This is a genomic window from Labrys monachus (genome assembly GCF_030814655.1).
GTDB classification, from domain to species: Bacteria; Pseudomonadota; Alphaproteobacteria; order Rhizobiales; family Labraceae; genus Labrys; species Labrys monacha.
The window spans coordinates 4,847,874-4,870,405 of the sequence record NZ_JAUSVK010000001.1; the positions used below are offsets into that span (position 1 = coordinate 4,847,874).

The window sequence follows — 22,532 nt, forward strand, 5'->3', positions numbered from 1 at the left end:
TTATATGCATAATGCACATATATCGGAGATATCGATGCCGTCAACAAACAATGTGCAAAATACACATATAAGCCGGCAGCTCCGCCTGCTCCACGACGCGGTTCTCGATATCGTGGCGGTCGTCAACCGGCCGCAGCGGGACGAGATGCTCATCCGGGAAGCCGGAATCCGGCTCGACCGGGCGCTCTTCCCCCTGCTCGTCGGCATCGAGCGGTTCGGGCCGATCGGCGTGGTGGATCTGGCCGATCGCGTGGGGCGCGACTACACCACCGTCAGCCGCCAGGTCGCGAAGCTGGAAAGCCTCGGTCTGGTGGAACGACGGGGAAGCGCCGCCGACCGGCGCGTGCGCGAGGCCGCCATCACCCCGAAAGGCCGGGCGATGACCGACCTCGTCGATGCCGCGCGCGAAAGGATCATCCGCGCCATCCTCGCGCCATGGGACGCGCGCGACGTCGATGAACTGGTGCGGCTGATGCGGAAGTTCGCCGATGCGGTGAAGGAAGAGCCGCCTGCCGGCTCATAGCAGGGTGCGCGGCCCTTGCGGGGCCGGAGCCGGTCGGAACGCTCCCGCCGGCGGGCGAGCCGTCAGATCAGGCGCGCGCCGTTCGGCACCGGGCGCTCGGGCGAGGCCAGGACGATGGCGCCGTCGGCATCGGCGAAGCCCAGCGTCAGGACCTGCGACATGAACTTGCCGATCTGGCGCGGCGGGAAATTGACCACCGCGGCCACCTGCCTGCCGACCAGATCTTCCGGCCGATAATGCACGGTGATCTGCGCCGAGGAGGCTCTCACGCCGATATCGCCGCCAAAGTCGATGCGCATGCGGATCGCCGGCTTGCGCGCGCCATCGAGCGGCGCCGCCTCCAGCACCGTCCCGATGCGGATATCGACCTTCATGAAATCGTCGAAACTGATGGTCGGCGTTGCCTCGCTGCCGGCGTGCATGGATCAGATGGCCTCCGCGTCGTCGGGCTCGTCCCGGCCCCGGCGCCTTGTATCGGCAAAATCGTGGAAGCGCTCGCGCAGACGCTCCCGCATGCGCGAACGGCGCCGATGCGAGCGTTCCGCCATGCGGCGGAGCGGCGTGAACATCTGGCACAGGTCGTCCGCCCGTTCCATCCAGCGCTCGCCGGAACGCAATTGCCGGTCGACCTCCTTCATGGTCAGGGCCGAACCTTCGTCCTCGTCCCTCAGCCAGACCCGGACGATGCGCGACCAGGCGAGGGCGAGGCCCTGCGCGCGCAAGGCGCCGAGCGGCCCCTCGGCCCCGATGCCGGCGGCGACCAGCATCCATTGCATCGAGTTGGTCGCCACCCGGTTCCAGGCGGCGAGCGCCAGCGGATCGAGCGCGAAGGCCTTGCTGATCTCGCGAATAGCCGCCTTGCGGGGCGAAAGCACGTCGATGCGGCGCATCAGCACGTCGAACAGGCGCTCGCGGGCCGGCTCCTCGGCCATGGTCTCGTCGATGCCGTCGAGCACCGCCTGGTCGACCTGACGCGAATAGGCCGCGAGGATCGCGCCCTTGGAGGGGAACAGCCCGCGCAGCTGCGAGAGGGAAAGATCCGCCTTTTCGGCGATATCGGCGAGGCCGATTTCCCCCCAGGGACGCTCCGCCGCCAAGGCGAGAAGGGCCTCGACGGCCGCCCTGCGCGGATCGGCCTGCGGTTCGCTTTGCAGATCGCTTTGCGGCTTCCTGGCCATGGCGGGATCCTCCTTGCTTGAAACCACTGCCATCAAGATAGGCCGTTTGCGGGCGCTATCAATGCCGCATCTGCACGGAGCTGGAGCCGCGGTGGAAATGCGGCTCGGCGTCGCGATGGTCGGGCGCGTGGCCGCGCTCGCATCGCCCCCCTTGCCTGAAAAAAAGATCCGCCACCGTGGAATAAACCCGCCCCTGCGATGTCTACCTCCATGCATCTGCCTCGGAGCATAAGAGATCAACATGATACCCTTTCAGCGCAGCATCCATGTTCTGGTGCTGACGTGGATCCTGGCTGTCTGTTCTGCGCAGGCCTTCGCACAGGATGCCGCCGCCCCTCCGACATCGGCGGAAACACCCTTCCTGCACGAAAACGACGCCGCCATGGCGACGATGATGAACGGCATGGCAGTCAAACCGACCGGCGACGTCAATCGCGATTTCGTCGAGATGATGATTCCACACCATCAGGGCGCGATCGACATGGCGCTGGCGTATCTGCGCTACGGCAGCAACGAGCAGCTCAAGCGCATCGCGCAGGAAATCATCGTCGATCAGCAGCAGGAAATCGCGGCCATGCGGCTCGCCCTCGGCGATCCGCTGCCGGCATCGATCGCCGCTCCGACGCAGGTCGAGGCCGGCACGTCGAGCGATCCCGGCAGCGGCGAGAACGCCCCGGCCCCGGCCATGCAGATGATGATGATGAAGCCGGGCAAGTAAAAAGGACTCCTATCGTGAAGCATACCTTCCTGTCTCTCTGCCTCCTGGCCGGCACCATGCTGGCGCCGGCAACAAGCTTCGCCGGCCAGGCGCCGGGGCTCGCATCGGCTCCGGATATCCCGATCAGCCACAGGGACCGCATCTATGCGGCCGAGCAATTCTCCAACACGGTTTCGGTCAGCGACCCCGTCGACAACAGGCTGCTCGGCGTCATCAAGCTTGGCGACCCGCAGCCGGGGAATCTCAGTCCCCTCTACAAGGGCCAGGTCCTCGTCCACGGCATGGGGTTCTCGCCGGACCACAAGACCTTGGCCGTCGTATCCATCGGCTCCAACTCGGTGACCTTCATCGATACCGCGACCAACACGGTCAAGCACACCACCTATGTCGGCCGTTCCCCGCACGAAGCCTTCTTCACGCCGGATGGCAGGGAAGTCTGGGTGACCGTGCGCGGCGAAGACTATATCTCCGTCATCGATGCCGACACCTTCGAGGAGAAGATGCAGATCAAGGTGCCGGCGGGGCCCGGCATGCAGATCTTCTCGCCGGACGGCAAATACGGCTACATCTGCTCGTCCTTCAACCCCGAAACCGTCGTCGTCTCGGTTGCCGACCACAAGATTGTCGGCCATGTGAAGCAGGCCAGTCCCTTCTGCCCGAACATTGCCGCGTCCGCGGACGGCAAGCAGGTCTGGTTCACGCTGAAGGATGTCGGCAAGACCCAGGTCTTCAACGGACAGGCGCCCTTCGATCTGGTCAAGACGCTCGACACCGGCCCGATCACCAACCACGTCAATCTCGTCATGAACAGGAACGGCAGCTTCGCCTATGTGACGGTCGGCGGCCTGAACGAGGTAAAGGTGTTCCGAACCGACGATTTCGAACAGGTGGCGACGATTCCCGTCGGCAATCTCCCGCATGGCATCTGGCCGTCGGGCGACGGGACCCGGGTGTATGTCGGCCTCGAAAACGCCGACCGGTTCGCGGTCATCGACACGCTCACCAACAAGGTGATTGGCGACATCCCGATCGGCCAGGCGCCGCAAGCGGTCGCCTATGTCCCGAACGCGGTTCCCGAAGGCGACGGCAGGCAGAACCTGGTGCCGCTCGGCACGGCCGGCGAGGCTGCGCATCTCAAACTCGCCGCCAAGGGGGCAAGCGGCAGGTCCGCGCCGACAAGCGTAACGCTGTTCGACCAGGGTCTTACCCAGGTGCTTCAGGCCGCCGTCACCGGCCTCGAACCAAAGAAGCCTTACGTTCTGGCTCTCTCCGACAAGCCGGATGGAAGCGGACGGCTGCAATTGCTCTCGACCTTCATGACGAACCCGGCCGGCTCGGCGATCGTCAATGCCGTCGGTCCCATCCGCCAGATCGTGGAATCGAAGCACGAGGACGAGAAGCGCTATCTGGTCGTCGCAGCTTCGACAGACGGAAAGCCCGGCGCGATCGTGCAGTTTCAGGCCGAGTAGGTCGCCGGTGCGGCCGCCTGCAGCAGGCGGCCCTTTTTTCACGCATCAGAAGCCTTGCCGAAACGGACATTCCGACGGGAATAAAGACCCCTGGACGTGTCTCGTGATCGGTATCGCAAATGCACATGCCCGAACCCGCAGGAGAGACGTTGTGACGTCCTTGAAATTCATATCCGTATTGGCGGCGATTGCCGCGACCACCACCGTCGCTTTCGCTGCCTCTTCCGTTGCGACCGTCGATACCGCGAAAGGCCAGGTTCTGGCGGGCGACAACGGCATGACCCTCTACACCTTCAAGAAAGATGCCGCGGACGTTTCCAACTGCTACGACAAATGTGCGGCGAATTGGCCGCCCTTCATCGCCAAAGCCGACGCCGTGGCCGGCGGTGCCTATTCGATCGTCACGCGCAAGGACGGCGGCAGGCAATGGGCCAAGGACGGCAAGCCGCTCTACTATTGGGTCAAGGACAGTCGGAAGGGCGATATCACCGGCGACGGCGTGATGGGCGTGTGGGATCTCGCGCGGCCCTGACGGACCGCCCTTGATGCATCAGGAGGCGAGTTCCCCGGCCCGCTTCTTCGCGGCCAGCACCGCCTTCTCCATCAGAGACGCCAGCCCTCCCTCTCCCATCAGGACGGCGAGCGCCGCGGCGGTGGTGCCGCCAGGGCTGGTGACGTTTTGCCGCAATGTGCCGGCCGGCTGGTCCGACCGGTGCAGCAGTTCACCCGATCCCGCCACGGTGGCGCGCGCCAGGCGCATCGCCAGATCGGCGGGCAGGCCGGCAGCGCTTCCCGCCGCCGCCAGCGCCTCGACGAGATGGAAGACATAGGCCGGCCCCGACCCGGACACCGCCGTCACCGCGTCGATGAGGCTCTCGTCGTCGATCCATTCGAGCGCGCCGGTCGCGCGCAGCAGCGCGTCGGCGGCCTCCTTCTGAGCCGGCGTGACGAAGCCGTTCGGCACCGCCGCCGTGATGCCGCGGCCGATGGCGGCCGGCGTGTTGGGCATCGCCCGGACGATGGCCGTCCGCGGCGGCAGCAGGGCGGCGATGCCGGCGATGGTCTTGCCGGCCATGATCGACACGGCGAGCGTATCCGGCCCGAACAGCGGCGCCACGGACGGTAGCGCCGCCTCCATCACCTGCGGCTTGATCGCCAGCAGCACGACGGCGGGGGTACCGAGGAAAGCAAGGCTGGGATTGACCGCAATGCCCGCTTCGGCGAGTTGCGCGGCGGCCGCCGCAGGCAGATGCGGATCGAGGACCGCGACGTTTCCGGGGGCGAGCCCGAGCGCCAGCCAGCCCTCCAGCATCGCCCCGCCCATCTTGCCGGCGCCGAGCAGCAGCAGGCTGCCGCCGATATCGAGAGAGTGCGTCATCGGAATTCACCCCGGAACAGAAGGCGCATGATGCGGCCCGCGGCCGGCGCGCCTCAAGCCTCGCCGACCGTCTCGAACAGCACCGCCTCCAGCGCCTCCTTCGGGGTCTTGCCGGCCCAGATCACGAATTGGAAGGCCTGGAAATAGCGCTCGCAGGTTTCGACGGCGATCTCGATCAGCGCTTCGCACTGGCGGGGGTTGACCTCGGCCCCGCCGGCGAGGAACAGCGCGTGGCGGTACATGATCACCTGATCGGCGTTCCAGACGTCGAAATGGCCGATCCAGAGCTGTTCGTTAACCATGGCGATGGTCTGCAGCAGATCTGCGTGACGGCGCTTCGGAATCTTGGCATCGAAGGAACAGGCCAGATGCAGCGATTCGATATCGTCCATCCAGGTGAAGGACACCGCGTAATCGCAGCCATGGCCCTTCACAACGATCGAAATCTCGTCTTCGCCCAACCTGTCGAAGGCCCAATCATTGAGGCTCGCCAGGTGTTCGACGAGATCGACCGGGTGACCGGCGCGCTCGCCTTGGAGCTCGATAACGGACATTGCAACTCCCGGCACCTCTTTCGGGAGGTGCATTCCCGCTGCGGATGATGTTCGATCCGCAAGTCGCGTGTTGCAGAGTTCGGCTATTCGCACTGAATCGGCAAGGACTTGTTCCCTCCGTCCACAAGGTCCCTGCGAATTATTTACCGCCGAGGCGGGCCTCGAGCTCGGCGATGCGGGCGGCGAGACGGTCGTTCTCATCGCGTGCCTTGATCGCCATTTCGCGCACGGCGTCGAACTCGTCGCGGCGGACATAGTCGAGATCGCGCAGGATCCGCTCCGCCTGGGCCCGCATGACGCCGTCGACCTCGCGGCGCATGCCCTGGGCGACGCCGGCGGCGTCGGTCACGAGCTTGGCGAATTCGTCATAGATGCGGCCTGTCGTCTGGGTCATGGCAAACTCCTTTGGCGCCTCATAGCATGCGAGCGGCACCGAATGCGACGGCGGATGTCGGCACGCCGCCTTGACGCTGTCATATCTTCCCGACACAACGCATGCATGTCCGACCATTTCCTGACCTTCCCGAATTTCGATCCGGTGCTGTTCCATATCGGCCCGCTGGCCATCCGCTGGTATGCCCTCGGCTACATCTTCGGCCTGGTCGGCGGCTGGTATTATGCACGGCGCCTGGTCACCAATGCCCGCCTGTGGACCGTGCAGCCCGGCACGCCGGCCCAGCTCGACGACCTCCTGGTCTGGGTCACGCTCGGCGTCGTCATCGGCGGCCGCCTGGGACAGGTGCTGCTCTACGAACCCGCCTATTATTTCGCCAACCCCTGGGAGATCCCGCAGGTCTGGCATGGCGGCATGGCCTTCCATGGCGGCCTCGCCGGCGCCGGCCTCGCGGTGATCCTCTTCGCCTGGCGCAACAAGATCCCGATCCTGTCCTATCTCGACATCGCCAGCGCCGTCGCGCCGCCGGGCATCTTCCTGGTGCGCATCGCCAATTTCATCAACGGCGAATTGTGGGGCCGCGTCACCTATGACGTGCCGTGGGCGATGTATTTCCCCACCGGCGGCCCCTTTCCGCGCCACCCCAGCCAGATCTACGAAGCGCTGACGGAAGGCGTGCTGCTCTTCGTCCTGCTGTTCGCGATGACACGGTTCGGCGCGCTGAGGCGCCCCGGCCTGGTCGCCGGCGCCTTCGGCATCGGCTATGCCCTCGCGCGCTCGTTCTGCGAATTCTTCCGCGAGCCGGACGCTCTGGTGTTCGGCGGCCCCCTGACCATCGGGCAAGCCTATTCCATCCCGATGGTGGTCGTCGGCCTCGGCCTCGTTCTCTACGCCTTGCGGCGGCGCAAGCCCGCGACGGCATGACCGGAGCGCCGCCGGATACGCCCCTCGGGGCCGAGATCAGGACGCTGATCCGCCTGGAGGGGCCGATCAGCGTGGCTCGCTTCATGGCCCTCGCGCTCGGCCATCCCCGCCACGGCTACTATATGACGCGCGATCCTCTCGGGGCGCAGGGCGACTTCACCACCGCTCCCGAGATCAGCCAGATGTTCGGCGAGTTGATCGGGCTGTGGGCGGCGCACAGCTGGATGGCGATGGGCTCGCCGGACCGTGTCGCCCTCGTGGAGCTCGGTCCCGGCCGGGGCACGCTGATGGCGGATGCCCTGCGTGCCGTCGGCAAGGCGGCGCCGGCCTTCGGCCGTGCCCTGGAGCTGCATCTCGTCGAGACCAGCCCGGTGTTGCGGCAGGCCCAGGCGAGCCGCCTGGGCAATTTCGAGCCCGGCTGGCATGGCGACGTCGCCGGCCTTCCCGACCTGCCCCTGATCGTCATCGCCAACGAATTCTTCGATGCCCTGCCGATCCATCAGTTCGTGCATCGGGGCCGCGGCTGGCATGAGCGGCTCGTCGGTCTCGACGGCGACGACCTCGTCTTCGGCCTCGCGCCGGAAGCGATCGCCCTGCCCGCCGCGCCGCGGTCGAATGCCCTCGACGGCACGATCGTCGAATATGCGGAGGCCGGCTCGCTCGTCATGGCCGAACTCGGCCGCAGGATCGTCGGCCGAGGCGGCGCGGCGCTGATCGTCGATTACGGCCATATCGAGTTCGATGTCGGGGATACGCTTCAGGCGGTGGCGGGCCACGCTTTCGCCGACCCGCTCGCCCGCCCGGGCGAGGCCGACCTGACCAGCCATGTCTGCTTCGAGACGCTGGCGCGCGTCGCCGCCGGGCACGGGCTGGGCGTCGACATCCTCACCACCCAGGGCCATTTCCTGGAAGAGCTTGGCATCCGGCAGATGGCCGCCAATCTCAAGCGGCACGCGACGCCCGCCCAGGCCGCGGCCATCGACAGCGCCCTGGAGCGGCTGACCGATCCCTCTCCCCGGGCGATGGGATCGCTGTTCAAGGTCATGGCGCTCTCGCCGCGACGCTGACCACAGGCACCGGCTCCGCCTGGAGCAAATTGCGCTTCCACCGAATCGCAATTCTTCTCCAACCTTTTGTTTTGACGCATTTTCTTGATCGAAAAGCCGATCGGCTTTTCTGGAAGATGCGTCAGGCGCGGAGCCGGTTCGAAGGCCTGTCGGGGCAGATGGGCCTATTTCACCGGGCGATGCTTGCGGTGGTGATGGTGCGGCATCGCATGGTGGGGGCGGCGCCCCTCGTGGCGATAATGCCGATGGTGATGGCGGGGACCGTAATAGCCATGCCGGTCATGATGGCGATGCCAGCCGCCGTGGCGATGGCGGTAGTGGACGCGCCCGACCGTCCGGGCCACGACCGGCGTCACCACCGGGGCGATTTCGAGGCTGCCGATGCCGGCCGCGACGTTGAGGCCGGTCTGCCCCTGCACCGAGAGGGGCTGCAGCGTCACGCCGCCATTGCCGCCGCCGACGAGAACATTGGCGCCCAGGCCGAGGCCGGCCGTCGCTTCCGCCGTGACGCCCGCATAGGAACCGGCGAGAGAACCCGGCGCCACGGCCGGCTCGAACACCGCCCAGACGACCCTGGTGCCGTTGGTGAAGCCGAGATCGACGCCGAATTTGCGGACGTCACCGGCATAGAGCTCGCTGTTGCCGTTGAAATCGGTGAACCGGCAGGAGACCGCCTTGCTCGACATGACGACCATGCCGACGCCTCCCGCGACATCGCAGGTAAGCGTGCCGGTTCGGACGGCCGCCTGCGCCCCGCTCGCAGCGGCCGGGAGCAGCATCGCGGTCAGCGCGACGGCCGGCAACAGTTTCATCATACTCATGATATCACCCAAATCTCTCGCAATTTCACTCTGCTTCGACGCCGATGCGGGATCGGCCGCCGCCGGCATCCTCCGGCCGAACCTCACCCCAGTCAATCAACGAAACGCGAGCCGGTCCGTTCCGGACTGACCGGCGTTTGACTTCTCCCGCCGCGGCCGCGATCCTCTGCCGATGCTCGAATCGCCTGCCGTCCGTCTTCATCATCCGGCCCTCGCCGTCCCGGGGATCAGCCACGGCTTCTTCACCCGGCAGGGCGGGGTCTCCGGCGGTCTATACGCCTCGCTCAACGGCGGCCAGGGTTCGAGCGACGATCCCGCCAGTGTCAGGGAGAACCGCCGCCGCATGGCACAGGTCCTCGGCGTGAACCCGGAGCGGTTCGTCAGCTGCTACCAGGTCCACTCGCCCGACGTCGTCACGGTGACCGAGCCCTGGACGCGCGATGGCGCCCCCAAGGTCGACGCCATGGTGACGCGGGAACGCGGCATCGCCCTGGCGATCTCGACCGCCGATTGCGGTCCGGTGCTGTTCGCCGACGGCGGCGCGGGCGTCATCGGCGCGGCCCATGCCGGCTGGAAGGGTGCGTTCACCGGCGTGCTCGAAGCGACGATCGAGGCGATGGAGGCGCTCGGCGCGCGGCGCAGCGAGGTCACCGCCGTGCTCGGCCCGATGATCTCTGCCGCGGCCTATGAGGTCGGCCCCGAATTCGTCGCCCGCTTCGTCGAGGCCGACGGCGGCAATGAGCGCTTCTTCCGCAGGGCGGGAGCGAAGCCCGGCCACGCGATGTTCGACCTGCCGGCCTATATCCGGATGCGCCTGACCAGGGCCGGCGTCGGCCGGTTCGACGACATGGCGCTGTGCACCTATGGCGACGAGCAGCGCTTCTTCTCCTATCGCCGCGTGACCCATCGCAAGGAGGCCGATTATGGCCGCCTCCTCAACGCCATTGCCCTGGCGGACGCATGATCCGTGGGCGGCAGGGCCGCATCCACTGCCATGCAAGGCGCCCCGAGCAACCGCGCATCGTGACGGGCCTGCGATGACGATCGGCTCTCCCACGGCGACCGAGGCGGCGCGGCCGGACCAATGGGCCCAGCCTCTCGACCTTCCCGGCGTGCCCAATCTCCACCGGGTGGCCCCCGGCTTCTACCGCTCCGCCCAGCCGACCCGCGAAGGCTTTGCCGCCCTCAGCCGGCGTCTCGGCGTGAAGAGCGTCGTCAGCCTGCGCGCCTTTCACGCCGACGACGTGCTGGCCGGCGGACAGGACCTCCTCCTCACCCGGCATACCGCTCCATACCTGGCATATCGACGAGGACGGGGTGGTGGCGGCGCTGCGCGCCATCCGCAGGCACCGAAGCCGGGGCCCCGTCCTGCTGCATTGCCAGCACGGCGCCGACCGGACGGGACTGGTCTGCGCCCTCTATCGCATCCTCGACGAGAACTGGAGCAAGGCGGATGCGCTCGCCGAGATGAAGCGGGGCGATTACGGCTATCACGCCGTCTGGGGCAACATCCCGACCTATCTGCGGAAGGCCGACATCGCCATGCTCAGGGCGGCGATCGAGCCCGCCTGAGGACATCCTCCACCACACGACGGAACGCCATGCTGCATTTCTCGAACGACGAATTCTCGGCCCGGCTGAAACGCCTGCAACGCGAGATGGCCGCCCACGGGCTCGACGCCATGCTGCTCTTCGCCCAGGAGAGCATGTATTGGCTCACCGGCTACGACACGTTCGGCTTCTGCTTCTTCCAGTGCCTGATCGTGCGGGCCGACGGGCGGCTCGCGCTGCTCACCCGCTCGGCCGACCTGCGCCAGGCGCAGCATACCTCCATCCTGGCCGATATCCGGGTGTGGACCGACCGCAGGGATGCGACCCCCGCCGAACAGCTCCTCGCCACCGTCCGCGATCTCGGCATCGCCGGCGGCCGCCTCGGCGCCGAATTCGAGTCGCATGGGCTGACCCATGCCAACGGCCGGAAGCTCGAAGCGGCCTTCGCCGGCTCGTTCGACCTCGTCGATGCCTCGGAGATCGTCACCCGGCTGCGCTCGGTGAAATCGCCGGCCGAAATCGCCTTCGTGCGCGAGGCCGCACGCCTGTCCGACGCCGCCGACGAAGCCGGCCTCGCGGCGATCCACGCCGGCGCCGACGAGGGCGAGATCCTCGCCGCCCAGCACAATGCGGTCTTCTCGGCCGGCGGCGATTATCCGGCCAACGAATTCATCATCGGGTCCGGCCGCGACGCCCTGCTCTGCCGCTACAAGTCCGGGCGCCGCAGGCTCGATGCGCGCGACCAGATCACCCTCGAATTCGCAGGCGTCTACCGTCACTATCACGCGGCGCTGATGCGCACGGTGGTGGTCGGCGACGTCTCTCCCCGCCACAGCGAGCTCTATACCGCCGCCCGGGAGGCGCTGCTGGCCTGCGAAGCGGAGATCCGGCCCGGCCGCACCGCCGGCGACGTGTTCGCCGCCCATGCCCGCGTCATGGACGCCCACGGGCTGGAGGCACACCGGCTCGCCGCCTGCGGCTATTCGCTCGGCGCCAAGTTCACGCCGTCCTGGATGGACTGGCCGATGTTCTACGAGGGCAATGACTGGATGCTGGAGCCGGGCATGGTGATGTTCGCCCACATGATCCTGATGGATTCGGAAAGCGGCACCGCCATGTGCCTCGGCCGCACCAGCCTGACGACGACAACCGGCAGCGAAGTGCTGAACGGCGCGGATGCCAGCCTGCGCATGCGATGACGGCGGAAGCGTCTCGTCGCGAGAGGCGCTATTTGCCGTGGAAAGGCGCATGGTGGGGCGATCACCGACCGCCCTTCCTGGAAATGCAGACGCAGCCGGGGAGGAAGAGGCCGATCGGTGATCGACCTTCCGGCCGGGTACCCTCTTGAGAAGACCTCCAGGCAGCGCAATGCACCCATGCATTTGTGAAGTGTTCGTGACGCCCCATTGTGGCCCGGCCATGCAGTTGCTAAGAGCCGGGTGGATTTTCACAAGCAGGAGCCGGCTTCATGGCGGCAGGTGACAGAGGCCACGGCTCGGGCGACATCAAGCTCGTCTGTGGAAATTCCAATCGTGCGCTCGCCGAATCGATAGCCGCCTACCTGAAGACGCCCCTGACGCGATGCTCGGTCCGGCGTTTCGCCGATATGGAGATCTTCGTCGAGATCCAGGAGAATGTGCGCGGCGCGGATGTCTTCATCATCCAGTCGACCTCCTTTCCCACCAACGACCACCTGATGGAGCTCCTGATCATCACCGATGCCCTGCGCCGCTCCTCGGCCCGGCGCATCACGGCTGTGATCCCCTATTTCGGCTATGCGCGGCAGGACCGGCGCGCCTCCGGGCGCACGCCGATCTCGGCCAAGCTGGTTGCCAACCTCATCACCCATGCCGGCGCCGACCGCGTGCTGACGCTCGACCTGCATGCCGGCCAGATCCAGGGCTTCTTCGACATCCCCACCGACAATCTCTTCGCGGCGCCCGTGATGGAGCGCGACATCAAGGCGAGGATGGAACTCGGCCGGCTGATGGTGGTGTCGCCCGACGTCGGCGGCGTGGTGCGCGCCCGCGCCCTCGCCAAGCGCATCGACGCACCGCTCGCCATCGTCGACAAACGGCGCGAGCGGGCCGGCGAGAGCGAGGTCATGAACGTCATCGGCGACGTTTCGGGCCGCACCTGCATCCTGATCGACGACATCATCGATTCCGGCGGCACGCTGGTGAACGCCGCCGAGGCGCTGCTGGAGCGCGGCGCCAGGGACGTGCTCGCCTATATCAGCCACGGCGTGCTTTCGGGCGGCGCCGTCGCCCGCATCGCCTCCTCCAAGCTGCGCGAACTGGTGATCACCGATTCGATCATGCCGACCGAAGCGGTGCGGGTGGCGCAGAACATCCGCGTCATCTCGATCGCGCCGCTGCTCGGGGAAGCCATCGGCCGCACGGCGTCGGAAGAAAGCGTTTCCAGCCTGTTCAACTGAGCGGCTTGCCTCCGCCGGCGCGGGATGGCGGGAAGAGCCCCCCTCGGCCCGCCGACCTTGTCCCGGGCATCGCGCCTCGCCATGACCGTCAGGGCGTCGCGTGGCCCTCCAGGCCCGCGCCGCAGACGATGCCGCAGACACGCGCGCCGGGCTCGATGGTGACAGCCCCGGTCATCAGCGCCGCGATGCTCGCCGCCCCGCTGAGATCGGCGGCGATGCCGAGCTCGAACCACAGCCAGCGGGCGGCGGCCTCGAGATCCTCGTCCTCCACGAGCACGATACGCTCGACCGCATCGCGCAGGCTCTCGACGATGGCCTCGTCCGTCTGCCCGCAGGCCATGGTAGCGACGCGCGTGGTGACGGCGGGCAGGCGGACGGCCCTGCCGGCCAGCAGGCTGTCATGCAGGGTCGGCGATCCCTTCGGCTCGATGCCGATGATGCGGGCGGCGGGATTCTTCCGCCTGATCGCCGTCGCCATGCCGGCGATCAGGCCGCCGCCGCCGACGGCGATGAGGTAGACGTCGACCGTCCCCAGATCCTCGATGATCTCCAGGGCGACGGTGCCCTGCCCGGCGACGATCTCGCGGTCGGCGAAGGGATGGAAATAGCAGGCGCCGCTGCGTTCGGCCTCCTGCAGCGCCACGACATGCGCCTCGTCCCAGAACGCGCCGGCGACATGCACCTCGGCGCCCCAGCGCCGCAGCTTGGCGATCTTCGAGGGCGCGGCATTTTCGGGCAGGAAGACGGTGGCGGGAACGCCGGCGAGACGGGCGGCGCGCGCCACGGCGAGGCCGTGATTGCCGCCCGACGCCGTGACGACGCCCCGCGCCAGCGCCTCCGCCGGCAGGGACAGCAATTTGTTGGTCGAGCCCCGGGCCTTGAAGGACCCGGTGACCTGCAGATATTCGAGCTTGAGCCAGAGGTCGCCGGCGCAGAGCGGCGCCGACAGCTGGTCCGCCCGCAGACAGGGCGTGCGCCGGACATGGCCGTGAATGCGCCGCGCCGCCCGCTCGATATCCTCGAAGCAGACAGCGCCGGTCATGGCACGGCGCCCCGGTCATAGGGCACGGCAACGACGAGGCAGCAATTGCCGGGCCTGACGCGGCCCGGCTGGCGCCGGGCGAAGAGCATGCCGTCGATGCGGTGGTGCAGCGCCACCGGCTCGCGGCCGGGATCGGCCAGGAAGTGGATGTGGCCGGCGACGCTGCCCGCCTTCACCGACGCCCCCAGCGCGTCGGCCGGCACGAACACCCCGTCCTCGGTGGCGAGGACATAGGCTTCGCTTCCGGGCACGGCGAGGAGACGGGGTTCGCGTTCCGGGCGGACGAGGGTGGCCGGGTCGGTGAGGCCGGCATGGGCGAGGATGTTGCGGATGCCTCGCCGGCAGATCGCCAGCGCCTCGGCGGAAACCGCGCCGGCGCCGGCCATCTCCGTGCCGACGACGGTGAGGCCCGCTTCGACCGCAGAGGCCGTCGCCGTGCGTGCCTCGCCGAGATTGTCCACCACGACGGCCATCGGCGCGCCGAAGGCGAGCGTCGCCTCGATATTGCGCTGGTGATGGGCGGGGTCGCGTCCCGGCTCGATGATCGTGCTCGGCATGATCATCAGCGACGAGCCGCCCGAATGCAGGTCGACGAAATAGTCCGCTTCGGGAAACAGCCGGTCATGGACATAGGCGGCGAGCTGGCGGGTGAGCGTGCCGGCCGGATCGCCCGGAAAGGTGCGGTTGAAATTGAGGCCGTCGATCGGCGAGGTGCGCTGCGCCGCCGTGACCGCGGGAAGGTTGATGGCGGGAATGGCGATGATCCGCCCCTGGATCGTGGCGGGGTCGATGCTCCGGATCAGCTCGCCGAGCGCGATCGGTCCTTCATACTCGTCGCCGTGATTGCCGCCCTCGAACAGGATCGTCGGCCCCGTGCCGTTCTTGATGACGGCAAGCGGGACGCGGACGGTCCCCCAGGCGTCGTCATGCGGCGATTGCGGGACATAGAAGAAGCCGACCTGCTTGCCGTCGCGGCCGAGATCGACATCGGCGAAGACGCTGCTGCGGCGCGGCGCGGGCCTGCTTGCCCGGGAGGGCTCCTCGGACGGCGGTTCGGACTCTCGCAGCATCGGCCTCCCCCTGCACTTTTTGACCCCGGTGAGATGACCGGCGTTTCGCATCCGATGTCAAGCATGCGCATCGCGGTCATGCCGCCTGTCACAGCACCGTCACCCGCAAGTCGTATCCGCGACATTGGGGGTCGTAACTCAGATTCCCTGATTGCGACGAACAAGGATGGCGGATGTGACGATCACCGAGGCGCGCCCTTCGACGGAGGGGCAAGGCAAGATCAAGGGCCATGTCAAGAATGCCGTCGAGCATCACAAGCTGATGTCGATGCGCGGCCTGCAGGACCGGCTCTTCACGCTGGCGTTCAGCGGCCTCGTCTACGCGCAGATCTGGGAAGACCCCGACATCGACATGGAGGCACTGGCCCTCGGGCCTCAGGACCGCCTCGTCGCCATCGCGTCGGGCGGCTGCAACGTCATGAGCTACCTGACCGCCGGTCCGGCCTCGATCACCGCGGTCGACCTCAACCGCCATCACGTCGCGCTCAACCGCCTCAAGATCGCGGCGGCCCGCCACCTGCCCGATCACGCCACCTTCTACGATTTCTTCGGCCGGGCGGGCATGAAGGCCAACATACCCGCCTACCGGACCTTCCTGCGCGATCATCTCGACGAGGAGACGCGGGACTATTGGGACGGCCGCGACGCCCTCGGCCGCCGCCGCATCGGCTATTTCGCCAAGAACCTCTACCGGCACGGGCTGCTCGGCCGCTTCATCGGCCTCGGCCACGTGCTCGGCAAGCTCCACCGCATCGATCCCGGCGAGCTGCTGCAGGCCCGCGACCTCGCCGAGCAGCGCGTGCTGTTCGACGAACGCATCGCCCCGCTCTTCGACCGTCCGCACATCAAATGGCTCACCCGCCGGCGCGCCTCGCTCTACGGCCTCGGCATTCCGCCGGCGCAGTACGAGGCCCTGGCGAGCGCCGCGGGCGAAGGCGAGGGCATCGCCGCCGTGCTGCGCGAACGCCTCGAGCGCCTCGCCTGCGACTTCGACCTGCGCCAGAACTATTTCGCCTGGCAGGCCTTCGGGCGCGGCTACAAGCCGGAGGGCGACGGGCCGGTGCCGCCTTATCTGGAACGGAGCGCCTTCGAAACCATCCGCTCCCGCGCCGACCGCATCGAGGTGCGCCACGTCAATCTGATCGACCATCTCAAGGCCCAGCCCGAGGCCAGCCTCGACGCCTATGTGCTGCTCGATGCGCAGGACTGGATGACCGACGTCATCCTAACCAAGCTGTGGACCGAGATCACCCGCACGGCCCGTCCGGGTGCGCGCGTCATCTTCCGCACCGCCGCCGAGGAAAGCCTGCTCCCCGGCCGCATCCCCGACGACATCCTGGCCCGCTGGTTCTACGATCGCGAGCGCTGCCGCGAGCTGACCGCACGCGACCGCTCGGCCATCTATGGCGGCTTCCACCTCTACCAGCTGCGGACAATCCATTGAGCGCGCACCACCATTCCCCGGCGGCGGAGGACGCCGCCGAGGCGATGAACCGGAACTACCGGTACCAGCGCCACATCTACGATCTGACGCGCAAATACTACCTGCTGGGCCGCGACCGGCTGATCGCCTCGATCAAGCCGGGCAAGGATGACGCCATCCTCGAGATCGGCTGCGGCACCGGCCGCAATCTGGTGGCGGTGGCGCGGCGCTATCCGCAGTCCCCGCTCTACGGATTCGACATCTCGACGGCGATGCTGGAAACGGCACGCCGCTCCCTGGCCCGCCGCGGCCTCGCCCGCATCGCGCTCGCCCAGGCCGACGCCACGCGCTTCGAGGCGGGCGAGATCGGCCGGCCCGGCTTCGAGCGCATCTACATCTCCTACACGCTGTCGATGATCCCGGACTGGCGGGCCGTACTGGAACGCGCCGTCGCCGGGCTGACGCCGGGCGGCCGGCTGCTCATCGTGGATTTCGGCCAGCAGGAGCGCCTGCCGGCCTGGTTCAAGCGGCTGCTGTTCGCCTGGCTCGCCCGCTACCACGTCCATCCGATCGCGGCCCTGCCGGCAGCGCTGGCGGAACTCGCCCGGCACCATGGCTGCCGGCTCGACTGCCGCTCGATCCATCGCGGCTACGCCGTCTATGCCGAGCTCGAACGCCCGCGCTAGCGCCCCGGCACCACGGGCGTCCCGCCCCTATGCGCTGAGATAAGGCGATTTTTGGCCTGTGACGGTTCAGGATTTATCATTGCCGAGTTTGTCCCGGCAATCCCACTGGGCCGCCTGCCCTCAGTCGGGACGAAGGCTGAATACCCGGGACAAGCCCGGGTAGGACAATATTGCGCCTCTTCCTCTTAATCTTGGCGCGTAGCGGCGCGACGCCTCCTCTTCTCCAAACCGCCTGCTATTGGGGGAAGCTATGCCGCCCTGCGGCGCCTGCCCCAGAACACCACGCCGTCGAACTGGAACGCGCGCTGGCCGTGCTGGTTGTCGGCCGAGCCGAGCATCGAGACGATGCCCCATTCCGGCCGCGAAGCGCTCTCCTTCTTGCCGGTGATCTCGACGCGGTAGCGCAGCGTATCGCCGGGCCGCACCGGTTTCGCCCAGACCATGTTGCGGAAGCCCGGCGAGGGGCCGAGCGTCACCACCGGCTCGCCGGCTGCCCTGGCGCGGGCGATCATCTCGCTCTGATAGGCGACCTGGAGCTTCATCCACACCGAGGCGACGTGCCAGCCGGAAGCGATCAGGCCGCCATAGAGGCTGGCCGCGGCCGCAGCCTCGTCGACATGGAAGGGCTGCGGGTCATAGGCACGGGCAAAGCGCTTGATGCCTTCCGCGGTGAAGGTGAAGGAGCCGAGTTCGCTCACGTCGCCGGCGGCGACATCCTCGAAGAAATTCATGCCGCGCGCCTCCCGAACATGATGGAGCACGCCTGCGTCATCACCACGGCCTCGCCATCGGCGAGAAGCTCGAACAGGAACTTGACGAGCCCCATCTCCGGCCGGCTCTTCGAGGCGCGGGAATCGAGCGTGGTGCGCCGCACGCTCAGCACCGCGCCGGGGCGCAGCGGCGCGAGCCATTTGACCTCGTCGATGCCGGGGGCTCCCATCGACGTCGCGTCGAGCAGGAAGCCGTCGCAATTGAGGCGCATCATGATGGCGCAGGCATGCCATCCCGAGGCCGCCAGCCCTCCCAGCAGCGATGTCTCCGCCGCCGTCTCGTCGAGATGAAAGGGTTGGGGATCGTATTCCCCGGCAAATTCGAGGATCGCCTCCCGCGTCAGCGTATAGCTGCCATAGGTGACGGTCTCGCCGGTGGGAAAGTCTTCGAAATGGAGCATCGCGGCGGTCATGGCCTCAAACGTCCTGCGATCCGACGGATCGGCAGATCGCAGGACGCATCGAAACAAAGAGCAGGAGCAACCGCGTTTCCGCGGAAGCCGGGTTTGCGCCACCATGGACCGATTGCGGGCGAGACGGCAAGAGGCGCGCTGCGCGATGGCGGCCCCTTCGCGCTGGCGTCGGCAATCCCGGAGTCCTTTCAGCGACTTGCGGCCGGCCCTTGATGGCCCACGCGATGTGCGCCGCGCTTCTGAGGCTTCGATTCAACTTGAAGTTCGAGACGCTCGGCGTCGATGCGTCGTCAAAACATCATGGAACCGACATGGCGTCGTAATTTGGCAAGCGTACCGATTTCGCGCTGCAACAGCGAGAGAGGTCAGGCATGCTGGCTATCGAGGGCGTTTCCCGGCGTTTCAGCGGCAAGTCGGCCGTGTCCGACGTGAATCTCGACATCGCGGCCGGCAGCTTCGTGGGCGTGATCGGGCGATCGGGCGCCGGCAAATCGACTCTCCTGCGCATGCTGAACCGGCTGGTCGACCCATCGGAAGGCAGGATCGGCTTCGACGGCCTCGACGTCACGGCGCTGCGCGGCCAGGCTCTGCGGGACTGGCGTGCGCGCTGTGCCATGATCTTCCAGCAGTTCAACCTGATCGGCCGCCTCGATGTCCTCACCAATGTGATGATGGGCCGGCTCAACAAGATCTCCACGACGAATGCCCTGCTGCAACGGTGGAGCCGCGAGGATCGGGCGATGGCCCTGTCGGCGCTCGAGCAGTTCGACATCGCCAACCTCGCCGCGCAGCGCGCCGACAGCCTGTCCGGCGGCCAGCAGCAGCGTGTCGCCATCGCCCGCGCCCTGATGCAGGAGCCGTCGATCATCCTGGCCGACGAGCCCATCGCCTCGCTCGATCCGCGCAACACCAAGGTCGTGATGGATGCGCTCCTGCGCATCAACAGGCATTTCGGCATCACGGTCATCTGCAACCTCCATTCGCTCGACCTCGCCCGCAGCTATTGCGACCGGCTGGTCGGCATGTCGGCCGGACGGATCGTGTTCGACGCCACGCCCGAAGCCCTCACCGCCTCGGCGGCCCGCGAGCTCTACGGCCTCGAAGCCGGCGAGGTGATGGATGCCGAAATTGCGCCGCCGGCTGCCGCCTCGTCCGGAACCGGGTGGGTTCGCCCCGCTCGAACCGCCGCCTGAGATTCGAGCCGTCGAGGCTGTCCTCGACGAGCCCTCGATACCGTTCAACCCGCCAGGAGAAAGCCCATGCTTTCGCGCCGCATGCTGCTCGGCCTCGCCGCTGCCGCCTTCACCGCCGTCGCCCAGGGGCCGGCTCACGCCCAGGACTGGAAGGCCTCCTATCCGGAACTGACGCTGGCCGTCATCCCGGCCGAGAACGCCTCGACCACCGTCGACCGCTACCAGCCGCTGGCCGACTACCTCGCCAAGCAGGTCGGCGTTCCCGTCAAGCTCAACGTCGCCAGCGACTATGCCGCGGTGATCGAGGCGCAGCGCGCCGGCTTCGCGCAGATCGCCTATTACGGGCCGGCGTCCTATGCCCGCGCCGTGATCACCGGCGTCGCCACCGAACCGGTTGCGGTCGCCCGCCATTCCAACGGCCTCACCGGCTACTATTCGGTGCTCTATGTGAAGGCGGAGAGCCCCTATAAGAGCATCGCCGACCTCAAGGGCAAGAAGCTCGCTCTGGTCGACCCGAACTCGACCTCGGGCAACAATGCCCCCCGCTTCTACCTTCACCAGCAGGGATACGAGGTCGATTCCTTCTTCGGCTCGACCGTCTATGCCGGCAGCCACGACAATGCCGTGCTGGCGCTCGCCCAGGGCACGGCCGACGCCGCGGTGAACGCCTGGAATTCGGAAGACGATTCCAACCTGACGCGCATGCTCAGCCGCAACATCCTCAAGAACGACGACGGTTCGGTGATGAAGAAGTCGGACTTCCGCATCCTCTTCAAGTCCGGCTTCCTGCCCGAAGGGCCCTACGCGGTCCTCTCCTCGCTGCCCGGCGACCTCAAGCAGAAGATCACCGCGGCGCTCACCCAGATGAGCAAGAACGACAAGGTCGATTTCGACAAGCTGTCGGACGGCAAGGACCTCGAACTCGCCCCGATCACCGCCAAGGACTACCAGGGCATCATCGACATGGTGAAGTTCAACGACGCCCAGCGCCGGACGCAGTAACGCTCGACACGGAGCGCCGACACCCCTGTCCACAGGCGGCAAGGGAGCGGGTCGATCGGTGGTCGCCCCTCCCATCGCGCTTGTCCCGGTGCGCATGGTCGCCCTGTCCGCCCTCTTCCTTTTCGGGGATTTCGACGCGGAGCCTCTCTTGCCGGCCATCCACCAACTGCCCGAGGCTCAGTCGAGGGCGCTGCTGCACACCTATCGCGATGCGGTTGCGGCCAAGCGGCGCAAGGCGTGGCTGGGGTTCGTCGTCGTCGCCGTCCTCTATGCGCTGGCGGCCCGGGCCGCCGACGTCAGGCCCGGGGCTTTCTTCGCCCATATCGACAATTTCACCAGCTATATCGTCCGCATCCTGCCCCATCTGACGCTGTCCAACTTCGCCGGGGACATGGCGAGCTGGTACTGGAATTTCGGCAAGTGGCTGCTTCTGCTCGGCGACACCCTGCTCGCGGCCTATGTCGGCACGCTTCTCGGTGCCGTCGGCGCCTTCCTCCTGTGCTTCGCCGCGTCGGCCAACCTGACGTCCAGCCGCATCCTGCGCGCCCTGGCGCGGCGCTGGCTCGAATTCTGCCGCACCGTGCCCGACATCGTGTTTGCGATGATCTTCCTGATCGCGTTCAAATCGGGACCGATGGCCGGTGCCGTCGCGCTCACCGTCCACACGATGGGCGCGCTCGGCAAGCTGTTCGCCGAGGTCGTCGAGAACATCGACATGAAGCCGGTCGAAGGCGTCACCGCCACCGGCGCCTCCTGGCTCCAGACGATACGCTTCGCCGTGGTGCCGCAGGTGATGCAGAGCTTCGCGTCCTACACGCTGCTTCGCTTCGAGATCAATGTCCGCAGCGCCAGCGTCATGGGCTTCATCGGCGCCGGCGGCATCGGGCAGGAATTCATCGTCGCCATCCGCAGCTTCTATTATTCGGACGTCAGCGCCATGCTGGTGATGATCATCGTCACCGTCTTCGTCATCGACCTCCTGACCGAACGGCTTCGCCACCGCCTGGCGGGCGCGCAGGCCCATCGATGATCGGCGGCCATCCACCCCACCGCCCTCCCGGCGACGTGGATCCCGCCGCCCTGGCAGCGCGATACCCCGCCTATTTCCGGCCGTCCTGGCGGAATCGGGCGAAAGTCGGCGCGCTGGCTGCGGCCATGCTCGCCCTTCTGTTCCTCGCGATGGTCAGGCTCGAGATCACGCCCGAGCGCTTCGCCGCCGGTCTGCTGCGTCTCGGCACCTATGTCCGGCAGATGCTCCCGCCCGATTCGGAAGGACGGTTCTGGTTCTTCGTGGAGGCCCTCGTGCAGACGCTCGGCATCGCCTTCGCGGGGACGCTGACGGCTGCGATCCTGGCAGCGCCCGTGTCGTTCCTGGCAGCGCGCAACATCGTTCCCAACATCTTCGCGCATTTCGCCGTCCGGCGCGGCCTCGACGTGATCCGCTCCGTCGACGCGCTGATCTGGGCGCTGATCTGGATCAACGTCGTGGGTCTCGGCCCGTTCGCCGGCGTGCTGGCGATCATCTGCGTCGATTTCGGCGGGCTCGGCAAGCTGTTCTCGGAGGCGATCGAGGCCACCGACGCACGGGCGGGCGAAGGCGTGATCTCGACCGGCGGCAACCAGCTCCACCGCATCCGTTTCGCACTGATCCCGCAGGTCCTGCCGGTGATGGCGAGCCAGGTGCTCTACTTCTTCGAATCGAATGTCCGTTCGGCGACGATCATCGGCATCGTGGGAGCGGGCGGGGTCGGCCAATATCTCGCCGAGATGGTGCGCATGCTCGACCTCCAGCCCCTCGGCATCCTCGTCTTCATGATCCTGGTCACCGTCGCGGTCATCGATCTGATCTCGTCGCGCATCCGCCTCGCCATCATCGGGCGGCCGCCGCGCAGCTGACGCGGCGGCGGCCCCGCGCCACG

The 22,532-nt window shown here is 67.3% G+C and carries 26 protein-coding genes; 16 read left to right on the plus strand and 10 right to left on the minus strand.

The window, feature by feature from the left end:
* The first annotated feature begins 34 nt into the window (after positions 1-34).
* Positions 35-523 carry a MarR family winged helix-turn-helix transcriptional regulator gene (locus J3R73_RS22130; RefSeq protein WP_307432104.1) on the plus strand — a complete coding sequence of 163 codons (489 nt, stop codon included), beginning with the start codon at positions 35-37 and terminating at the stop codon, positions 521-523.
* Between the two features lie 62 nt (positions 524-585).
* Here the strand turns inward: J3R73_RS22130 and J3R73_RS22135 are convergent, their stop codons facing one another.
* Positions 586-945: a tRNA-binding protein gene (locus J3R73_RS22135; protein WP_307432106.1), complete on the minus strand. Its 360-nt coding sequence runs from the start codon at positions 943-945 to the stop codon at positions 586-588.
* A 3-nt stretch (positions 946-948) separates the two neighbouring features.
* A complete protein-coding gene (locus J3R73_RS22140; protein WP_307432108.1) occupies positions 949-1,701 on the minus strand; it encodes a TetR/AcrR family transcriptional regulator in 753 nt (250 codons plus the stop codon).
* 241 nt (positions 1,702-1,942) lie between these two features.
* Between J3R73_RS22140 and J3R73_RS22145 the strand changes: the two genes are divergently transcribed.
* From J3R73_RS22145 to J3R73_RS22155, 3 genes are all read left to right on the plus strand, one after another.
* On the plus strand, positions 1,943-2,419 hold the full coding sequence (locus J3R73_RS22145) for a DUF305 domain-containing protein (protein ID WP_307432110.1): 477 nt from the start codon (positions 1,943-1,945) through the stop codon (positions 2,417-2,419).
* Between the two features lie 56 nt (positions 2,420-2,475).
* On the plus strand, positions 2,476-3,888 hold the full coding sequence (locus J3R73_RS22150; RefSeq protein ID WP_307437609.1) for a YncE family protein: 1,413 nt from the start codon (positions 2,476-2,478) through the stop codon (positions 3,886-3,888).
* Between the two features lie 151 nt (positions 3,889-4,039).
* Positions 4,040-4,420 (plus strand): COG4315 family predicted lipoprotein, encoded by a 381-nt coding sequence (locus J3R73_RS22155; RefSeq protein WP_307437611.1) that lies wholly within the window; start codon positions 4,040-4,042, stop codon positions 4,418-4,420.
* A gap of 18 nt (positions 4,421-4,438) precedes the next feature.
* Here the strand turns inward: J3R73_RS22155 and proC are convergent, their stop codons facing one another.
* From proC to J3R73_RS22170, 3 genes are all read right to left on the minus strand, one after another.
* Entirely contained in the window at positions 4,439-5,266 is an 828-nt protein-coding gene (gene proC / locus J3R73_RS22160) for a pyrroline-5-carboxylate reductase (RefSeq protein WP_307432115.1), read from the minus strand.
* 53 nt (positions 5,267-5,319) lie between these two features.
* Positions 5,320-5,820, minus strand: a complete 501-nt coding sequence (locus J3R73_RS22165; RefSeq protein ID WP_307432120.1) for a type III secretion system chaperone family protein — start codon at positions 5,818-5,820, stop codon at positions 5,320-5,322.
* A gap of 139 nt (positions 5,821-5,959) precedes the next feature.
* On the minus strand, positions 5,960-6,214 hold the full coding sequence (locus J3R73_RS22170) for an accessory factor UbiK family protein (RefSeq protein WP_307432123.1): 255 nt from the start codon (positions 6,212-6,214) through the stop codon (positions 5,960-5,962).
* Positions 6,215-6,319: 105 nt separating this feature from the next.
* Between J3R73_RS22170 and lgt the strand changes: the two genes are divergently transcribed.
* Together lgt and J3R73_RS22180 are read left to right on the plus strand one after the other, a co-directional pair.
* Entirely contained in the window at positions 6,320-7,138 is an 819-nt protein-coding gene (gene lgt / locus J3R73_RS22175) for a prolipoprotein diacylglyceryl transferase (RefSeq protein WP_307432126.1), read from the plus strand.
* Entirely contained in the window at positions 7,135-8,205 is a 1,071-nt protein-coding gene (locus J3R73_RS22180) for a class I SAM-dependent methyltransferase (protein WP_307432128.1), read from the plus strand. The genes lgt and J3R73_RS22180 overlap by 4 nt, the downstream gene beginning before the upstream one ends.
* 164 nt (positions 8,206-8,369) lie before the next feature.
* On the opposite strand, the gene J3R73_RS22185 is transcribed toward J3R73_RS22180, so the two are convergent.
* The gene (locus J3R73_RS22185; RefSeq protein WP_307432131.1) at positions 8,370-9,026 is read right to left on the minus strand and encodes a DUF992 domain-containing protein; all 657 of its coding nucleotides are present in this window, start codon (positions 9,024-9,026) and stop codon (positions 8,370-8,372) included.
* A gap of 172 nt (positions 9,027-9,198) precedes the next feature.
* Between J3R73_RS22185 and pgeF the strand changes: the two genes are divergently transcribed.
* The 4 genes from pgeF (at position 9,199) to J3R73_RS22205 (ending at position 13,014) form a co-directional block, all read left to right on the plus strand.
* Positions 9,199-9,990, plus strand: a complete 792-nt coding sequence (gene pgeF / locus J3R73_RS22190) for a peptidoglycan editing factor PgeF (RefSeq protein WP_307432134.1) — start codon at positions 9,199-9,201, stop codon at positions 9,988-9,990.
* Positions 9,991-10,346: 356 nt separating this feature from the next.
* Complete coding sequence (locus J3R73_RS22195) at positions 10,347-10,598, plus strand: tyrosine-protein phosphatase (protein WP_307432137.1); 252 nt, start codon at positions 10,347-10,349, stop codon at positions 10,596-10,598.
* 29 nt (positions 10,599-10,627) lie between these two features.
* Complete coding sequence (locus J3R73_RS22200; protein ID WP_307432140.1) at positions 10,628-11,776, plus strand: M24 family metallopeptidase; 1,149 nt, start codon at positions 10,628-10,630, stop codon at positions 11,774-11,776.
* 269 nt (positions 11,777-12,045) lie between these two features.
* Complete coding sequence (locus tag J3R73_RS22205) at positions 12,046-13,014, plus strand: ribose-phosphate pyrophosphokinase (RefSeq protein ID WP_307432143.1); 969 nt, start codon at positions 12,046-12,048, stop codon at positions 13,012-13,014.
* Positions 13,015-13,102: 88 nt separating this feature from the next.
* Here the strand turns inward: J3R73_RS22205 and J3R73_RS22210 are convergent, their stop codons facing one another.
* Together J3R73_RS22210 and J3R73_RS22215 are read right to left on the minus strand one after the other, a co-directional pair.
* Positions 13,103-14,056, minus strand: coding sequence for a threonine ammonia-lyase (locus J3R73_RS22210; protein WP_307432145.1), 954 nt, complete (start codon positions 14,054-14,056; stop codon positions 13,103-13,105).
* Positions 14,053-15,126: a succinylglutamate desuccinylase/aspartoacylase family protein gene (locus J3R73_RS22215; protein ID WP_307432148.1), complete on the minus strand. Its 1,074-nt coding sequence runs from the start codon at positions 15,124-15,126 to the stop codon at positions 14,053-14,055. The genes J3R73_RS22210 and J3R73_RS22215 overlap by 4 nt, the downstream gene beginning before the upstream one ends.
* Positions 15,127-15,292: 166 nt before the next feature.
* On the opposite strand from J3R73_RS22215, the gene J3R73_RS22220 reads away from it, so the two are divergent.
* Together J3R73_RS22220 and J3R73_RS22225 are read left to right on the plus strand one after the other, a co-directional pair.
* Entirely contained in the window at positions 15,293-16,570 is a 1,278-nt protein-coding gene (locus J3R73_RS22220) for a BtaA family protein (protein ID WP_370879983.1), read from the plus strand.
* A complete protein-coding gene (locus J3R73_RS22225; protein WP_307432150.1) occupies positions 16,567-17,235 on the plus strand; it encodes a class I SAM-dependent methyltransferase in 669 nt (222 codons plus the stop codon). Before J3R73_RS22220 ends, J3R73_RS22225 begins: the two co-directional genes overlap by 4 nt.
* A gap of 248 nt (positions 17,236-17,483) precedes the next feature.
* Here J3R73_RS22225 and J3R73_RS22230 read toward each other — a convergent pair whose 3' ends face one another.
* Both J3R73_RS22230 and J3R73_RS22235 read right to left on the minus strand, forming a co-directional pair.
* Complete coding sequence (locus tag J3R73_RS22230; RefSeq protein WP_307432154.1) at positions 17,484-17,966, minus strand: MaoC family dehydratase; 483 nt, start codon at positions 17,964-17,966, stop codon at positions 17,484-17,486.
* The gene (locus J3R73_RS22235) at positions 17,963-18,418 is read right to left on the minus strand and encodes a MaoC family dehydratase (RefSeq protein WP_307432156.1); all 456 of its coding nucleotides are present in this window, start codon (positions 18,416-18,418) and stop codon (positions 17,963-17,965) included. Before J3R73_RS22235 ends, J3R73_RS22230 begins: the two co-directional genes overlap by 4 nt.
* A 371-nt stretch (positions 18,419-18,789) precedes the next feature.
* On the opposite strand from J3R73_RS22235, the gene phnC reads away from it, so the two are divergent.
* From phnC to phnE (J3R73_RS22255), 4 genes are all read left to right on the plus strand, one after another.
* Positions 18,790-19,611 (plus strand): phosphonate ABC transporter ATP-binding protein, encoded by an 822-nt coding sequence (phnC, locus tag J3R73_RS22240; RefSeq protein WP_307432159.1) that lies wholly within the window; start codon positions 18,790-18,792, stop codon positions 19,609-19,611.
* Between the two features lie 66 nt (positions 19,612-19,677).
* Complete coding sequence (gene phnD, locus J3R73_RS22245) at positions 19,678-20,613, plus strand: phosphonate ABC transporter substrate-binding protein (RefSeq protein ID WP_307432162.1); 936 nt, start codon at positions 19,678-19,680, stop codon at positions 20,611-20,613.
* A 94-nt stretch (positions 20,614-20,707) separates the two neighbouring features.
* The gene (gene phnE / locus J3R73_RS22250; protein WP_442358291.1) at positions 20,708-21,643 is read left to right on the plus strand and encodes a phosphonate ABC transporter, permease protein PhnE; all 936 of its coding nucleotides are present in this window, start codon (positions 20,708-20,710) and stop codon (positions 21,641-21,643) included.
* On the plus strand, positions 21,640-22,509 hold the full coding sequence (phnE, locus tag J3R73_RS22255) for a phosphonate ABC transporter, permease protein PhnE (protein ID WP_307432168.1): 870 nt from the start codon (positions 21,640-21,642) through the stop codon (positions 22,507-22,509). The genes phnE (J3R73_RS22250) and phnE (J3R73_RS22255) overlap by 4 nt, the downstream gene beginning before the upstream one ends.
* Positions 22,510-22,532 lie beyond the last annotated feature (23 nt).

Excerpts from the sequence above, each read along its gene's own strand:
- J3R73_RS22130 (WP_307432104.1), top strand. The coding sequence starts at position 35 with ATGCCGTCAACAAACAATGTGCAAAATACACATATAAGCCGGCAGCTC.
- J3R73_RS22135 (WP_307432106.1), bottom strand. The coding sequence starts at position 945 with ATGCACGCCGGCAGCGAGGCAACGCCGACCATCAGTTTCGACGATTTC.
- J3R73_RS22140 (WP_307432108.1), bottom strand. The coding sequence starts at position 1,701 with ATGGCCAGGAAGCCGCAAAGCGATCTGCAAAGCGAACCGCAGGCCGAT.
- J3R73_RS22145 (WP_307432110.1), top strand. The coding sequence starts at position 1,943 with ATGATACCCTTTCAGCGCAGCATCCATGTTCTGGTGCTGACGTGGATC.
- J3R73_RS22150 (WP_307437609.1), top strand. The coding sequence starts at position 2,476 with ATGCTGGCGCCGGCAACAAGCTTCGCCGGCCAGGCGCCGGGGCTCGCA.
- proC (WP_307432115.1), bottom strand. The coding sequence starts at position 5,266 with ATGACGCACTCTCTCGATATCGGCGGCAGCCTGCTGCTGCTCGGCGCC.
- J3R73_RS22165 (WP_307432120.1), bottom strand. The coding sequence starts at position 5,820 with ATGTCCGTTATCGAGCTCCAAGGCGAGCGCGCCGGTCACCCGGTCGAT.
- J3R73_RS22170 (WP_307432123.1), bottom strand. The coding sequence starts at position 6,214 with ATGACCCAGACGACAGGCCGCATCTATGACGAATTCGCCAAGCTCGTG.
- lgt (WP_307432126.1), top strand. The coding sequence starts at position 6,320 with ATGTCCGACCATTTCCTGACCTTCCCGAATTTCGATCCGGTGCTGTTC.
- J3R73_RS22180 (WP_307432128.1), top strand. The coding sequence starts at position 7,135 with ATGACCGGAGCGCCGCCGGATACGCCCCTCGGGGCCGAGATCAGGACG.
- J3R73_RS22185 (WP_307432131.1), bottom strand. The coding sequence starts at position 9,026 with ATGAGTATGATGAAACTGTTGCCGGCCGTCGCGCTGACCGCGATGCTG.
- pgeF (WP_307432134.1), top strand. The coding sequence starts at position 9,199 with ATGCTCGAATCGCCTGCCGTCCGTCTTCATCATCCGGCCCTCGCCGTC.
- J3R73_RS22200 (WP_307432140.1), top strand. The coding sequence starts at position 10,628 with ATGCTGCATTTCTCGAACGACGAATTCTCGGCCCGGCTGAAACGCCTG.
- J3R73_RS22205 (WP_307432143.1), top strand. The coding sequence starts at position 12,046 with ATGGCGGCAGGTGACAGAGGCCACGGCTCGGGCGACATCAAGCTCGTC.
- J3R73_RS22210 (WP_307432145.1), bottom strand. The coding sequence starts at position 14,056 with ATGACCGGCGCTGTCTGCTTCGAGGATATCGAGCGGGCGGCGCGGCGC.
- J3R73_RS22215 (WP_307432148.1), bottom strand. The coding sequence starts at position 15,126 with ATGCTGCGAGAGTCCGAACCGCCGTCCGAGGAGCCCTCCCGGGCAAGC.
- J3R73_RS22220 (WP_370879983.1), top strand. The coding sequence starts at position 15,293 with ATGGCGGATGTGACGATCACCGAGGCGCGCCCTTCGACGGAGGGGCAA.
- J3R73_RS22230 (WP_307432154.1), bottom strand. The coding sequence starts at position 17,966 with ATGAATTTCTTCGAGGATGTCGCCGCCGGCGACGTGAGCGAACTCGGC.
- J3R73_RS22235 (WP_307432156.1), bottom strand. The coding sequence starts at position 18,418 with ATGACCGCCGCGATGCTCCATTTCGAAGACTTTCCCACCGGCGAGACC.
- phnC (WP_307432159.1), top strand. The coding sequence starts at position 18,790 with ATGCTGGCTATCGAGGGCGTTTCCCGGCGTTTCAGCGGCAAGTCGGCC.
- phnD (WP_307432162.1), top strand. The coding sequence starts at position 19,678 with ATGCTTTCGCGCCGCATGCTGCTCGGCCTCGCCGCTGCCGCCTTCACC.
- phnE (WP_442358291.1), top strand. The coding sequence starts at position 20,708 with ATGGTCGCCCTGTCCGCCCTCTTCCTTTTCGGGGATTTCGACGCGGAG.
- phnE (WP_307432168.1), top strand. The coding sequence starts at position 21,640 with ATGATCGGCGGCCATCCACCCCACCGCCCTCCCGGCGACGTGGATCCC.